Here is a 12,560-nt window from a genome sequence, read left to right as displayed (position 1 = left end):
TCTCGCGGTCCGCGTCCGGCGGGCCGCGAGCCCCCGCGGGGGAGGAGAACAGCATGGGCGTGACGCTCGCCAAGGGGGGCAACGTCTCCCTCACCAAGGCCGCACCCAATCTGACCAGCGTGCTGATCGGGCTCGGCTGGGACGCGCGCTCCACCACCGGGGCGCCCTTCGACCTGGACGCCAGCGCGCTGCTGTGCGCCTCGGGCCGGGTGCTGGGTGACGAGTACTTCGTCTTCTACAACAACCTCAAGAGCCCGGAGGGCTCGGTCGAGCACACCGGCGACAACCTGACCGGTGACGGCGACGGCGACGACGAGGTCCTGCTGGTGGACCTGTCCGCCGTGCCCGAGCGGGTCGACAAGATCGTCTTCCCGGTCTCCATCTACGACGCCGACGCCCGGGGTCAGACCTTCGGCCAGGTCAGCAACGCCTTCATCCGGGTGGTCAACCAGACCGACCAGAGTGAACTGGCGCGCTACGACCTCTCCGAGGACGCCTCCAGCGAAACGGCGATGATCTTCGGAGAGCTGTACCGGTACGGCGGCGAATGGAAGTTCCGAGCCGTTGGCCAGGGGTATGCATCAGGGCTCCGGGGCATCGCCCTAGACTTTGGGGTCAACGTTTCGTAAAGGGATTGGATATCCAGTGCTCCTCCGAACTTTCGGCTGGTCGTTCGGTGTCACCGCCGCCGGCCTGGCCCTCGCCGGTTTCCTGTGGGGTGCGGAGGGGCTTGCCCTCGTCGCCATCCTGTCGGTGCTGGAGATCTCGCTCTCCTTCGACAACGCGGTGATCAACGCCGGGATCCTGCGGAAGATGAACGCCTTCTGGCAGAAGATCTTCCTCACCATCGGCATTCTGATCGCCGTGTTCGGCATGCGCCTCGTGTTCCCGATCATCATCGTGTCGATCACGGCGAAGATCGGGCCCATCGAGGCCATCGACCTGGCGATCAACAACAAGGACCAGTACGAGCATCTCGTCACCTCCGCGCACCCGGCGATCGCCGCGTTCGGCGGGATGTTCCTGTTGATGATCTTCCTCGACTTCATCTTCGAGGAGCGTGAGCACAAGTGGCTCGCCTGGCTGGAGAAGCCGCTCTCCAAGCTCGGCAAGCTCGACACGCTCTCCGTGGTCGTCGCCCTGGTGGCGCTGCTGATCACCGCCACCACCCTCGCCACCGAGGTCTCGCACGGCGGCGGCGACAAGTCCTCCACGGTGCTGCTCGCCGGCATCGGCGGCCTCGTCACCTACCTCGTCGTCGGCGGCATCTCGAGCTACTTCGAGGACCGGCTGGAGGACGAGGCCGACGAGGCCGACGCCGAGCTGGAGGAGATAAGCTCGGGCGGCAAGCCGGCCGGCAGCGGTGCCTCGGCCGTGGGCCTGGCGGGCAAGGCGGCGTTCTTCCTCTTCCTCTACCTGGAGGTCATCGACGCGTCGTTCTCCTTCGACGGCGTCATCGGCGCGTTCGCGATCTCCAACGACATCTTCATCATCGCCCTCGGCCTCGGCATCGGTGCGATGTACATCCGGTCGCTCACCGTCTACCTGGTCCGCAAGGGCACCCTGGACGACTACGTGTACCTGGAGCACGGCGCGCACTACGCGATCGGCGCGCTGGCGATCATCCTCCTGGTCACCATCAAGTTCGAGATCAACGAGGTCATCACCGGCCTCATCGGTGTCGTCCTGATCGGTGCGTCCTACTGGTCGTCGGTGGTGCGAAACCGCCGTCTCGGGGAAAGCTCCGAGCAGCGGGACGACAAAGCGGAGGTGACGAGCGGGGTCTGACCCCCGTCTCGTCACGACATTCGGGTCACGCCGCCCCCCGCCGACCCGGCGGGGGGCGGCCTGCGTGCAGGGGACGGACGGGCATGTGGAACTTCCTGCGGCCGAGCGGCGGCTTCAACGCGCAGTTCGACATGGCGAACGCGCACACCATCGAGCTCACCAGGCGGCATCAGGTCGTCTCGCTGTCCAAGCAGGGCGCGGCGGTCGGCAACCTGCGCATCAACCTGTCCTGGCAGATGCGCACCTCCGACACCGGCGGCTGGAACCAGCGCAGCGGTTCCTGGCTGAGCCGGCAGATGAACCTGTTCAAGCCGGAGCCGGTGCAGGCCGCCGGCCCCGCCATGGTCAACGTCGACCTCGACCTGGCGTGCATGTACGAACTGGCCGACGGCACCAAGGGCGTCGTCCAGCCGCTCGGCAACTTCCTCGGTGACCTCGACGCCCCGCCGTACATCCAGATGACCGGCGACGACCGCTTCGGCGGCTCTTCCGGCGAGACGCTCTACATCAACCTCGACAAGCACGACGAGTTCAAGCGCATGCTCGTCTTCGTCTACATCTACGACGGCACGCCCGCCTTCGACCGCACCCACGCCAAGGTGGAGATCTTCCCCAGCTCGGGCCCGCGGATCGAGATCCTGCTGGACGAGCGCGAACCGCAGGCCCGCTCCTGCGCGGTGGTGCTCATCGAGAACAAGAAGGGCGACCTGACCGTGCGCCGCGAGGTGAAGTACGTGTACGGCTTCCAGGCCGAGCTCGACCGGCTCTACGGCTGGGGCCTGCAGTGGGGCCGCGGCTACAAGACCAAGGTCTGAGCGCGCGGCCCCCCGCCGGGAGCGCTCAGCGGCGTTCCTGGAACTGCGGGCCCATCGGCGGCAGCCGGAAACCCTGCACCGGCTGCGGATAGCCGTACGCGGGAGCGGGGACCGCCGCGGTCGGCGCGGGCTGCTGCGGCGGGTAGCCGTAGGCCGGGGCGGCCACGGTCGGCTGCGGTTCCTGCGGGTAGCCGTACGCCGGGGCGGCCACCGTCGGCTGCGGCTCCTGCGGGTAGCCGTAGGCGGGCGGCGCGGTGGGCTGCGGCGGCACCGGCGCCGGGGCCTGCAGGGTGTAGGCGTCCGGCTCGCCGGTCACCGCGACGGTCGGCGGCACGGGCTGCGGCTCCGAGGCCACCTCGCCCTCCGGCCGCGGCGGCGGCGCCTCGTCGAGATCGCCCTCCTCGACGGTGATGCCGAACTCGGTGGCCAGCCCCTCCAGCCCCGAGGCGTAGCCCTGCCCCAGCGCGCGGAACTTCCAGCCGCCCGCCCTGCGGTACAGCTCGCCGCAGATCAGCGCGGACTCGTCGCCGGTGTCGGGGACGACGTCGAAGAGCGCCAGCGGCTCGGCGTCGGAGCCCGCGGCCGTGTCGTAGAGCAGCACCGTCAGGTCGGAGACGAGGGCGAACGGGCCGCCGTCCGCCGAGGCCGCGACGACCACCCGGTCCACACCCGCCTCAAGCGCGGCCAGGTCCACCTCGATGGCGTCCGTCAGTCCGGCCGGCTCGCTGCGCTTGGGCAGGTGCCGGGCGGCGCCCCCCGGGTGCCGGGGCTGGTTGTAGAAGATGAAGTCCTCGTCCGAGCGCACCTGGCCGTCCGCACCCAGCAGCAGCGCCGAGGCGTCGACGTCCGGCACACCCGCCCCCGGGCTCCAGCGGAGCACCGCCCGCACCCCCGAGGCCGTCACCGGGATGTTGGAGCCCTTCACCATCGACTGCGTCATGCGCGCAATCCTGCCCTCCCGGGGGCCGCGCCCACAACGCGGGGCACAGCACGGGTGCGCCGGAGGGGAGAGACGCGGACAGGGCGGCACGTAACGGACTCGAGGGGGTTACCTGATTTTCACGTACGCCGGGAACGTCCGCAGGGGGCTCGCACGTACGATGGTCGGCCACGGCGTCGGGGGACGCTTCCCACCTCTCCAACCACCACCTGCCACGGGGGAAAGCATGCGCCACTTCGGGCACCTCGCGCCGGACGTACGGACCGAGCTCTTCCACCAGGAGCCCGCCGAGTTCACCGCCGCCTCACCGGCCGGCATGCTCGCCGTCGCCCTCGGCGCCACCCTCTACTGCCCGGCCACCCGGTCGCGGCTCGCCGACGACGTGCTCAAGCAGGCCGCGCGCGGTGTCGTGTCGATGGTGCTGTGCCTGGAGGACTCCATCGACGACCGGGAGGTCGAGGCCGGGGAGGAGAACCTGGTCCGCCAGCTCGGCGAGCTGTCCCACCGGGTCCCGGACGGCGACCCCCCGCTGCTGTTCATACGCGTCCGCACCCCCGAGCAGATCACCGACCTCGTGTGCCGGCTCGGCGACGACGTGTCCCTGCTCTCCGGGTTCGTGCTCCCCAAGTTCACCGAGGAGTCCGGCGTCCCCTTCCTGGAGGCCCTCGCCGCCGCCGAGGCGGCCTGCGGACGGCGGCTGTTCGCGATGCCGGTCCTGGAGTCCCCGCAGCTGCTCCACCTGGAGACCCGCACCGAGACGCTGTACGGCATCTCCCGCACCGTCGACAAGTACCGCGACCGCGTCCTCGCGCTGCGGCTCGGCGTCACCGACTTCTGCTCCGCCTACGGGCTGCGCCGCTCGCCCGACATGACCGCCTACGACGTCCGCATCGTTGCCTCGGTCATCGCCGACGTGGTCAACGTCCTCGGGCGCGCCGACGGCACCGGCTTCACGATCACCGGCCCGGTCTGGGAGTACTTCAAGCACTCCGAGCGCATGTTCAAGCCGCTGCTGCGGCAGAGCCCCTTCGTCCCCGAGGCCGTCGACCTGCGCGACGCCCTCATCCAGCGGGACATGGACGGACTGCTGCGCGAGATCGAACTGGACCGGACGAACGGCCTGCAGGGCAAGACCTGCATCCACCCCTCGCACGTCCAGCCCGTGCACGCGCTCAGCGTCGTCTCCCACGAGGAGTGGAGCGACGCCGTCGACATACTCCACGAGGACCGCAGCGGCGGGGGCGTGCTGCGCTCGGCCTACACGAACAAGATGAACGAGGTGAAGCCGCACCGCGCCTGGGCCGAGCGCACCGTGCGGCGCGCCGAGGTCTTCGGCGTGGCACGGGAGGAGATCGGCTTCGTCGAGCTGCTCTCCGCATGCGTGCCGTCGTGACAAACCGCAACGAGAGGGAGAGTGCCGAACGCATGGCAGTGGAGCACATCTGGTCCGGGCAGTGGGTCGCCGACCGGCTCGGCGTCACCCTGCGGGGGGACGGCCTGAGCGCTCTGCTCGGCCTCGCCCTGCGCCGCAACCCCAAGCGGGCGCACCTGCTCGTCTCCAATGTGCTGGGCAAGCACGTGCCGCAGCGTCCGCACGTCGTCTACGACGCCGGGTACGGGCTCGGCGTGCGCGTGCGGGAGCTGCTGGGCGAGGCCGAGGCGGCCCGGTCCGTGGTGCTCGGCTACGCCGAGACGGCGACCGGCCTCGGGCACGCCGTGGCCGACGGCCTCGGGACCGCCCCGTACCTGCACTCCACCCGGCGCCCGGTCCCCGGGGTCGAGGCGGTCGGCGGCTTCGAGGAGGAGCACAGCCACGCGACCTCGCACCTGCTGCTGCCCGAGGACGCCGGCCTGCTGGCCGCGGACGGGCCGCTGGTGCTGGTGGACGACGAGTTCTCCACCGGCCGGACGGTGCTCAACACGGTGCGGGCGCTGCACACCCGCTACCCGCGCCGTCGCTATGTCGTGGTCGCCCTGGTGGACATGCGCTCGGAGGCCGACCGCGCACTGCTCACCCGGTTCGCGGCGGACCTGGGCGCGAGCGTCGACGTCATCGCGCTGGCCTCGGGCACGGTCGTCCTCCCGGACGGGGTCCTGGAGCGGGGGCAGGAACTGGTCGCCGCGCACGGCACCGCGAAGCCCGCCCTCCCGCCCGAGGCGCACCCGGTGGCACCCCACCGGGTGCGCCTCGACTGGCCCGCCGGACTGCCCGACGGCGGACGGCACGGCTTCACGCCCGCGCACCGCGCGCGGCTGGAGGCCGCGCTGCCCGCGATGGCGGTACGCCTGGCGGAGGGACTGCGCGTCCTCGGCGACGGCCCGGCACCCCGTGTCCTCGTCCTCGGCAACGAGGAGCTCATGTACGCCCCGCTGCGACTGGCGCAGGCCCTGCAGGAGTCCCTGCCCGCCGCGGAGGTGCGGTTCTCCACGACGACCCGCTCCCCGGTCCTGGCCGTGGACGACCCGGGGTACGCGATACGCACCCGGATCGCCTTCCCCGGCCACGACGACCCGGCCGACGGGCCCGGCGAGCGCTACGCGTACAACATCGCCGGCGCCGGCTTCGACGCCGTCGTCGCCGTCGTGGACAGCGCGGGCGACACGCCCGCCCTGCACGCCCCCGGAGGGCTGCTCGCGCAGCTCGCCGCCCATACCGAAAGGCTCCTGCTGGCCGTGGTGCCCTCGTACGAACCCCGCCCGCCCGCCCCGACGCTCCCGGAGCCGCTGCGCGGGCCCTCGTTCTCCTCGTACGCGCCCGACGAGGTCGGCTGGCTGCTGAAGGACCTCTCCGACGTCGAACTGGAGGCGCCGACCGAGGAGCGCGAGGAGGCCATCCAGAGCGGCGGGGCGCACTACGCGGAGTCGCTGCCCGTGGAGTACCAGCCCAGCGCCCAGTACCAGGAGCTGTTCCGGGACGCGCTGGCGGACTCCGCCGGCCGCATCGCCCGCGCCGTCGGCGCCGTGACCGAGCTGGTGCTCGCCGAACGCGGCCCGGACGCCGTCCTGGTGTCGCTGGCCCGCGCGGGCACCCCGGTCGGCGTCCTGATGCGCCGCTGGGCCCGGCACGCGCACGGCCTGGACCTGCCGCACTACGCCGTGTCCATCGTCCGCGGCCGGGGCATCGACACCACCGCCCTGCGCTGGCTGGCCGAGCACCACGACCCCGCACGGGCGGTGTTCGTGGACGGCTGGACCGGCAAGGGCGCCATCACCCGCGAACTGGCCGACGCCGTGGCCCCGTTCGCGGGCTTCGACCCGGACATCGCGGTGCTCGCCGACCCCGGGTCGTGCGTCCGCACCTTCGGCACCCGCGACGACTTCCTCATCCCGTCCGCGTGCCTGAACTCCACAGTCTCCGGCCTGGTCTCGCGCACCGTGCTGCGCGCCGATCTGATCGGCCCCGACGACTTCCACGGCGCCAAGTTCTACCGGGAGCTGGCAGGCTCGGACGTCTCCAACCTCTTCCTGGACGAGGTCTCGGCCCGCTTCACCGCCGTCACCGACGAGGTCGCCCGCGACGTCAAGGAGCTCCAGGCCGGCGACCGCACGCCCACCTGGGAGGGCTGGGCCGCGGTCGAGCGGATCAGCGAGGAGTACGGGATCGGGGACGTCAACCTGGTCAAGCCGGGCGTCGGCGAGACCACCCGGGTGCTGCTGCGCCGCGTGCCCTGGCGGGTGCTCGCCCGGCGGGGCGCGGGAGCCGACCTGGCGCACATCCGGCTGCTCGCCGAGCAGCGCGGCGTCCCGGTGGAGGAGGTGGACGACCTGCCGTATTCGTGCGTCGGGCTGATCCACCCGCGCTTCACCCGGGGCGCGACCGGTACCGACGGGAAGGCGGTGGAGGCCAAGTGAAGCAGCGCCCGGAGATCGTGAGGTCCCTCGTCGCCAGCGACCTGGACCGTACCCTCATCTACTCGTCGGCGGCCCTGGCCCTGTCGATGGCGGACGAGGAGGCGCCGCGGCTGCTGTGCGTCGAGGTGCACGAGGGCCGGCCGCTGTCCTTCATGACGGAGACCGCCGCCGCGCTGATCCAGCGCCTCGCGGCCGCCGCCGAGTTCGTCCCGGCGACGACCCGTACCCGCAAGCAGTACCGGCGCATCAACCTCCCCGGCCCCGTGCCGCGGTACGCGATCTGCGCCAACGGCGGGCACATCCTGGTCAAGGGCCACACCGACCACGACTGGAACGCCGAGATGCGCCGCCGCCTGGCCGAGGGCTGCGCGCCGCTGGCCGAGGTCCGCGCGTACATGGCGCGCACCGCCGACGAGTCCTGGCTGCGCAAGGAACGCATCGCCGAGGACCTGTTCGTCTACCTGGTCGTCGAGCGGTCGCTGCTGCCCGAGCTGTGGGTGAAGGACCTCGCCGAATGGGCGGAGGAGCGCGGCTGGACCGTCTCGCTGCAAGGCCGCAAGATCTACGCCGTACCGAAGCCGCTCACCAAGTCCGCGGCCCTGGCCGAGGTCGTCCGCCGCACCGGCGCCGACCACGTGCTCGCCGCGGGCGACTCCCTCCTGGACGCCGAGCTGCTGCTCGCCGCCCACACCGCCTGGCGTCCCGGCCACGGCGAACTCGCCGACACCGGCTGGGGCGCGCCGCACGTCGACGCGCTGACCCTGCCCGGCGTCGCGGCGGGGGAGGAGATCCTGCGCCGGATGCTCAGCGTGGCGCGCCGCTGACCCCGTCCGGCCGCACCACCCGCGTGCACGCGCTGCGCGTCGCCTCGACGCGCAGCGCGTTCGGCCGTTCGCTGGCCTCGATGAACGCCCGGGCCTCCGCCTCCGTACGACCGCCCGTCACATGCCTGGCCAGCAGCCGCTCCTCGCGGACCGCGGCGTCGGACTCGACGAACCACAGCTCGTCCAGCAGGTCCCTGACCTCGTGCCAGCCGGCGCCGTCGTCGGCCAGGTAGTTCCCCTCCGTCACCACCAGCCGGGCCTGCGGCGGCACGGCGATCCCGGCCGCCACCGGTTCGTCCAGGTCCCGGTCGAAGTCCGGCGCGTAGACGGTGCGGCCCCGCCACGAGCGCAGCCGCCGCAGCAGATGGACATAGCCGTCCACGTCGAAGGTCTCCGGCGCGCCCTTGCGGCCGCGCAGTCCGAGCCGGTCCAACTGGGCGTTGGAGAGGTGGAAGCCGTCCATCGGCACGTACGCCGCCGTGCCCGGGCCGAGCCGCGCGTCGACCCCCTCCACCAGCGAACGGGCCAGGGTCGACTTGCCGGCCGCGGGCGCGCCCGCCAGCCCCAGCAGCACCCGCCTGCCTGGCATGCTGGGCACCAGGGCGAGGACGTCATCCACGTACATGCCGCCACCTTAAGGAGCAGCCGTGCACGAGACCAAGAACCCGCAGCTCACGCCCGAACTGTACGCCTATGTCCTCGAGCACAACCCGCCGCTGGACGCCGTCCAGGAGGAGCTGGTCGAGATCACCCACGCTCGCTTCGGGGACGCGGCGAGCATGCAGTCGGCGCGCGAGCAGGGCCCGCTGCTGGCTTTCCTGGTGCGGCTGACCGGGGCCCGGCAGGTCGTCGAGGTCGGCACTTTCACCGGCTTCTCCGCCCTGTCCATGGCGCAGGCGCTGCCGGCGGACGGGCGGCTCATCGCCTGCGACATCTCCGAGGAGTGGACGGCGGTCGCCCGTGACGCCTGGGCCAAGGCCGGTGTCGCCGACCGCGTGGACCTGCGGATCGCACCCGCGCTGGACACGCTGCGGGCGCTGCCGGGCGATCCGTGGATCGACCTCGTCTACCTCGACGCCGACAAGGGCAACTACGTCAACTACTGGGAGGAGCTGGTGCCGCGGATGCGGCCCGGCGGGATCATCGCCGCCGACAACACGCTCTTCCACGGACGGGTCGTGGATCCGCGCGCCACGGGTGACACGGCGGGGATCCGAGCGTTCAACGACCGTGTCGCCTCCGACGGGCGCGTGGAGGCGCTGCTGCTGACCGTGGCGGACGGGCTGACCCTGGCGCGCAAGCTGTGAGCCGTGGTTAATCTGTGCCCATGCCCCGTTACGAGTACCGCTGCCGCTCCTGCGGCACCACGTTCGAGTTGAGCCGGCCGATGGCCGAGTCCGCCGCGCCCGCGGAGTGCCCCGCCGGGCACGACGACACGGTCAAGCTCCTGTCGACGGTCGCGGTCGGCGGCACCGCTTCCGCCGCCGCGGCGGCCCCCCGCCCGGCGGCGGGCGGCGGGGGCTGCTGCGGCGGGGGCTGCTGCGGCTGACGGGCCGCGGCGGGGCCGGACAACCGTCGGCGGGACGGCGCCGCCGCGGGCCACTGCCGGGCTCCGCTGTCGTTGAGGACGATGACCAGCGGGCCGTCCCTGGCGGCGGCCATGTTGTTCAGCGCCCCAGGCCATGCCGCCGGTGAGGGCGCCGTCGCCGAGGACGGCGACGGTGTGGTCGCGCTTGGCCAGGCCGTCGGCCCGGCCGGGCACCGTGGAGGCGTGGCTTGCTTTGGCGACGCCGCAGCCGGCGGCAGGACGCGTGGTCCTGCGGCGCGGTGCGGCACGACGGTGAACCCCGGCGTCGGCCCGCGCCGGGTGGTGGCTGTCGCGGTGCGGGCGGCGGCGGTGGGCCGGTCGTGCCGTGTCCTCGCGCCCTGGGGCGCGGGGAGCGGCCCGCGGGGCCGGGAAACGGCTGAGGAAGGCGCGGCGCGCCCTGTCTCGCAAGGAGAAGGGCAAAGTGCGGAGGGAACGCTGCGGCTCCCCCATCGCCCGCACGGTCCCGCTCTCGCAAGCCATCCCGGCGCTCACCGAGCTCGAACGGAAGGGCACGGCCAAGCGCGGCAAGCTGATCATCACGCCAGGATGACGCCCACCGCCGGACACCACCGCACGCGTGCGCGGCGCGACGGTGAAGTCGGCTAGGCCCGCCCGGAGGCGCGGTCCTTGCGGATCGCGGCGACGACCCGGGCCGCCGTGTCGCGCACCGCCGCGGTCTCCGTGAGGAAGTGCCACCAGTCCGGGTGCCGGCCCTGGAGTCCCTCGACGGCGCGGTCGAGCCGGGCGACGGCCTCGTCGAGGGGGCGGGCGTGCCGCTGCTCGGGAGTCGAGCGGCCCTGCATGGCGAGCCGCTGGGCGTCCCGGACGGCGAACCGGGTGCGCTCGATCTCGCCCTGTGGGTCCTTGCTGACCTCGTTGAGCCGCCGCAGCCGGTCCCCGGCCGCGGACACCGCCGCGTCGGCGTCGTCGAGCAGCGCCCGTACCGTGCCCAGCAGGGCCGTCGCGTCCGGCCAGCGCTGCTCGTCCCGGGCCTTGGCCGCCTCCGAGAGCTTCTGCTCCGCGCGGCCGACGGCCTCCGTCGCCCGCTCCGGTACCTGCTGCAGGTCCTGCCAGCACGCCATGCTGAAGCGGCGGCGCAACTCGCTGAGGACGGGATCGACGCCTTCCGTGCGGGTCGCCAGGGCCTGGGTCCGGGTACGCAGCGACACGATCCGCTTGTCGGTCTCCCGGGCCCGTTCCGGCAGCCGTTCGGCCTCCGTGCGGATGGCCTCGGCCGTGCGCAGCACCTCGTCGGCGCGCCGGATGGTCTCCTGTACGCCGTGCGTGCCGGCGCCCTGGTTGAGCTTGGTCAGTTCCGGGGCGAGGGCGGCCAGCCGGGCCGCCAGGTCGTCCGCGCGCAGGCCCGAGGCCCGTACGGCGTCCAGCGCGTTGGACGCGGCGAGCAGTGCCTGCCGGGCCCGTTCGACGGCGGGGGCGAGGCGGGCGAGCTGGGTCTCGGCCTTGTCCAGCAGCGGGCCGATCCCCCGGGCGAAGGCGTCCAGGTCCTTCCTGGCCCGGACCAGATCGTCCTTCGCCTTGGTGAGCTCGGCACGGGCGCGGGCCGCGGTGGCGGCCTCCAACTCGTCGCGGTCCAGGTCGTAGGCGTCGACCGCCGCGATGTAGGCGGCGCTGACCTGGTCGATGCGCTCGCCCAGTGCCCGGAAGTCCTCGCTCGCCCGCCGCGCGGCGGGGGAGCTGTCGACCGCGGTGATGGTCTCTATGGAGATCACCAGGTCGCGCTGGGCCGTGTCCAGCTCGTAGAACGCCTCGGCGGCGGCATCCTTCGCGGCCTGGGCGTCGGCGCGCAGATTGTCCCCCCGCCGCCACCACGAGCGTGCCGTCGTCACAGTCGCCCTCTCCCGCAGGTCCGCCGCCGGTGGTTGTCCGCTCCAGTCTCCCACCTGGCTGGGACGAACACACGGGCCGGGCGGTTGCGGTCAGCGGCCGGCTTCCGTCACGCTCACCGAGCCGTCCCCCGTACGGACCGTCACGACGTGGCCGCTGGTGTCGTCGCGGGGGACGTCGACGCTGACGTGCCCGTCGCCGGAGCGTGCGGAGACCTTGTAGCGCTGGTGCGGCAGCGCGACGCTGACCCGGCCGTCGCCGCTGGTCGCCTCGACGAGGTCGGGCACCTTGTCGAAGGCCAGCTTCACCGAGCCGTCGGAGGTGTGGGCGCTGACCTCGCGGGAGCCGATGCCGCCGGCGTCGATCCGGCCGTCGCCGCTGGAGAGCCGGAGCGGGCCGGTCACGTCCCGGACGACGACCGAGCCGTCGCCCGTGGTGAGCTTCAGCGGGGTGCTGAAGCCGCTCGCCTCCACGCTGCCGTCGCCGTTGACCACCGTCAGGTGGACCCCGCGCGGCACCAGCACCTCATGGCGCACCGAGCAGTTCTGCACGACGCCCTGGCACTTGGTGCGGAAGGTCAGGGTGCCGCCGTGCATCGACCAGGTGGCCTTCGGCGTGTCGCCGAGCACGGCCCAGCCGTCGAACCACCGGGTGACGCGGACCTCGTCCACGTCGGCCGGCCTCACCACGACCTTGCTGTCGGAGGAGTCGATGGTCAGTTCGTTCCCGTCGAGCGCGAAGCTCTTGCGCTCCGGCTCGCTGTCGTCGGAGGCGTTCGCGCAGGCGGACGCCGTACCGACCAGTGCCACGACGCCCGCGGCGGCGGCGAGGGTCCTCAACGTGCGGGTGCTCTTCGTCATACCCAGGACGCTACGGAGCGTCCGATGTGCCCGGAATCAGGCCGCCCA

13 protein-coding genes and 1 pseudogene are annotated in these 12,560 nt (G+C 72.6%); 9 read left to right on the top strand and 5 right to left on the bottom strand.

Features of this window, described 5'->3' with window-relative positions; genetic code table 11:
* Positions 1 to 53: 53 nt before the first annotated feature.
* From ACRWNP_RS28560 to ACRWNP_RS28550, 3 genes are all read left to right on the top strand, one after another.
* Positions 54 to 629: a TerD family protein gene (locus ACRWNP_RS28560; RefSeq protein WP_431966316.1), complete on the top strand. Its 576-nt coding sequence runs from the start codon at positions 54 to 56 to the stop codon at positions 627 to 629.
* 16 nt (positions 630 to 645) lie between these two features.
* Positions 646 to 1,788, top strand: a complete 1,143-nt coding sequence (locus ACRWNP_RS28555; RefSeq protein ID WP_431966315.1) for a DUF475 domain-containing protein — start codon at positions 646 to 648, stop codon at positions 1,786 to 1,788.
* Positions 1,789 to 1,871: 83 nt separating this feature from the next.
* The gene (locus ACRWNP_RS28550) at positions 1,872 to 2,603 is read left to right on the top strand and encodes a TerD family protein (protein WP_431966314.1); all 732 of its coding nucleotides are present in this window, start codon (positions 1,872 to 1,874) and stop codon (positions 2,601 to 2,603) included.
* Between the two features lie 25 nt (positions 2,604 to 2,628).
* On the opposite strand, the gene ACRWNP_RS28545 is transcribed toward ACRWNP_RS28550, so the two are convergent.
* Positions 2,629 to 3,543: a TerD family protein gene (locus tag ACRWNP_RS28545; protein ID WP_431966313.1), complete on the bottom strand. Its 915-nt coding sequence runs from the start codon at positions 3,541 to 3,543 to the stop codon at positions 2,629 to 2,631.
* A 226-nt stretch (positions 3,544 to 3,769) separates the two neighbouring features.
* Between ACRWNP_RS28545 and ACRWNP_RS28540 the strand changes: the two genes are divergently transcribed.
* The 3 genes from ACRWNP_RS28540 to ACRWNP_RS28530 are packed head-to-tail and all read left to right on the top strand — an operon-like array spanning position 3,770 to position 8,219.
* Entirely contained in the window at positions 3,770 to 4,936 is a 1,167-nt protein-coding gene (locus tag ACRWNP_RS28540; protein WP_431966311.1) for an HpcH/HpaI aldolase/citrate lyase family protein, read from the top strand.
* A 32-nt stretch (positions 4,937 to 4,968) separates the two neighbouring features.
* Complete coding sequence (locus ACRWNP_RS28535; RefSeq protein WP_431966309.1) at positions 4,969 to 7,395, top strand: phosphoribosyltransferase; 2,427 nt, start codon at positions 4,969 to 4,971, stop codon at positions 7,393 to 7,395.
* Positions 7,392 to 8,219: an HAD family hydrolase gene (locus ACRWNP_RS28530; protein ID WP_431966307.1), complete on the top strand. Its 828-nt coding sequence runs from the start codon at positions 7,392 to 7,394 to the stop codon at positions 8,217 to 8,219. Before ACRWNP_RS28535 ends, ACRWNP_RS28530 begins: the two co-directional genes overlap by 4 nt.
* Here ACRWNP_RS28530 and ACRWNP_RS28525 read toward each other — a convergent pair.
* The gene (locus ACRWNP_RS28525) at positions 8,200 to 8,844 is read right to left on the bottom strand and encodes a nucleoside/nucleotide kinase family protein (RefSeq protein ID WP_431966305.1); all 645 of its coding nucleotides are present in this window, start codon (positions 8,842 to 8,844) and stop codon (positions 8,200 to 8,202) included. The genes ACRWNP_RS28530 and ACRWNP_RS28525 overlap by 20 nt on opposite strands.
* A gap of 22 nt (positions 8,845 to 8,866) precedes the next feature.
* Here ACRWNP_RS28525 and ACRWNP_RS28520 point away from each other — a divergent pair, with 22 nt between their 5' ends.
* A complete protein-coding gene (locus ACRWNP_RS28520) occupies positions 8,867 to 9,526 on the top strand; it encodes an O-methyltransferase (RefSeq protein ID WP_431966303.1) in 660 nt (219 codons plus the stop codon).
* Positions 9,527 to 9,546: 20 nt separating this feature from the next.
* The gene (locus ACRWNP_RS28515) at positions 9,547 to 9,768 is read left to right on the top strand and encodes an FmdB family zinc ribbon protein (protein ID WP_431966301.1); all 222 of its coding nucleotides are present in this window, start codon (positions 9,547 to 9,549) and stop codon (positions 9,766 to 9,768) included.
* A 123-nt stretch (positions 9,769 to 9,891) separates the two neighbouring features.
* Here the strand turns inward: ACRWNP_RS28515 and ACRWNP_RS28510 are convergent.
* Positions 9,892 to 10,257 (bottom strand): annotated as a pseudogene (locus tag ACRWNP_RS28510) (1-deoxy-D-xylulose-5-phosphate synthase N-terminal domain-containing protein); the annotation flags it as partial.
* Between ACRWNP_RS28510 and ACRWNP_RS28505 the strand changes: the two are divergent.
* Positions 10,229 to 10,357, top strand: coding sequence for a hypothetical protein (locus ACRWNP_RS28505; protein WP_431966299.1), 129 nt, complete (start codon positions 10,229 to 10,231; stop codon positions 10,355 to 10,357). The pseudogene ACRWNP_RS28510 and the gene ACRWNP_RS28505 overlap by 29 nt on opposite strands.
* A 52-nt stretch (positions 10,358 to 10,409) precedes the next feature.
* On the opposite strand, the gene ACRWNP_RS28500 is transcribed toward ACRWNP_RS28505, so the two are convergent.
* Positions 10,410 to 11,654: a hypothetical protein gene (locus tag ACRWNP_RS28500; RefSeq protein WP_431966297.1), complete on the bottom strand. Its 1,245-nt coding sequence runs from the start codon at positions 11,652 to 11,654 to the stop codon at positions 10,410 to 10,412.
* A gap of 90 nt (positions 11,655 to 11,744) precedes the next feature.
* Positions 11,745 to 12,512, bottom strand: a complete 768-nt coding sequence (locus tag ACRWNP_RS28495; RefSeq protein WP_431966295.1) for a DUF4097 family beta strand repeat-containing protein — start codon at positions 12,510 to 12,512, stop codon at positions 11,745 to 11,747.
* Positions 12,513 to 12,560: the final 48 nt, after the last annotated feature.

Origin of the sequence: Actinacidiphila sp. bgisy160, assembly GCF_965342435.1 — a bacterium.
Classification (GTDB): domain Bacteria; phylum Actinomycetota; class Actinomycetes; order Streptomycetales; family Streptomycetaceae; genus Actinacidiphila.
The sequence above is the reverse complement of the archived record's forward strand: the minus strand, read 5'-3'. Positions and strand labels throughout refer to the sequence as shown.

What these genes read in the sequence shown, in the direction of transcription:
- ACRWNP_RS28525 (WP_431966305.1), bottom strand. Translation starts at nt 8,844, where the DNA reads ATGTACGTGGATGACGTCCTCGCCCTGGTGCCCAGCATGCCAGGCAGG.
- ACRWNP_RS28515 (WP_431966301.1), top strand. Translation starts at nt 9,547, where the DNA reads ATGCCCCGTTACGAGTACCGCTGCCGCTCCTGCGGCACCACGTTCGAG.
- ACRWNP_RS28545 (WP_431966313.1), bottom strand. Translation starts at nt 3,543, where the DNA reads ATGACGCAGTCGATGGTGAAGGGCTCCAACATCCCGGTGACGGCCTCG.
- ACRWNP_RS28540 (WP_431966311.1), top strand. Translation starts at nt 3,770, where the DNA reads ATGCGCCACTTCGGGCACCTCGCGCCGGACGTACGGACCGAGCTCTTC.
- ACRWNP_RS28560 (WP_431966316.1), top strand. Translation starts at nt 54, where the DNA reads ATGGGCGTGACGCTCGCCAAGGGGGGCAACGTCTCCCTCACCAAGGCC.
- ACRWNP_RS28550 (WP_431966314.1), top strand. Translation starts at nt 1,872, where the DNA reads ATGTGGAACTTCCTGCGGCCGAGCGGCGGCTTCAACGCGCAGTTCGAC.
- ACRWNP_RS28495 (WP_431966295.1), bottom strand. Translation starts at nt 12,512, where the DNA reads ATGACGAAGAGCACCCGCACGTTGAGGACCCTCGCCGCCGCCGCGGGC.
- ACRWNP_RS28535 (WP_431966309.1), top strand. Translation starts at nt 4,969, where the DNA reads ATGGCAGTGGAGCACATCTGGTCCGGGCAGTGGGTCGCCGACCGGCTC.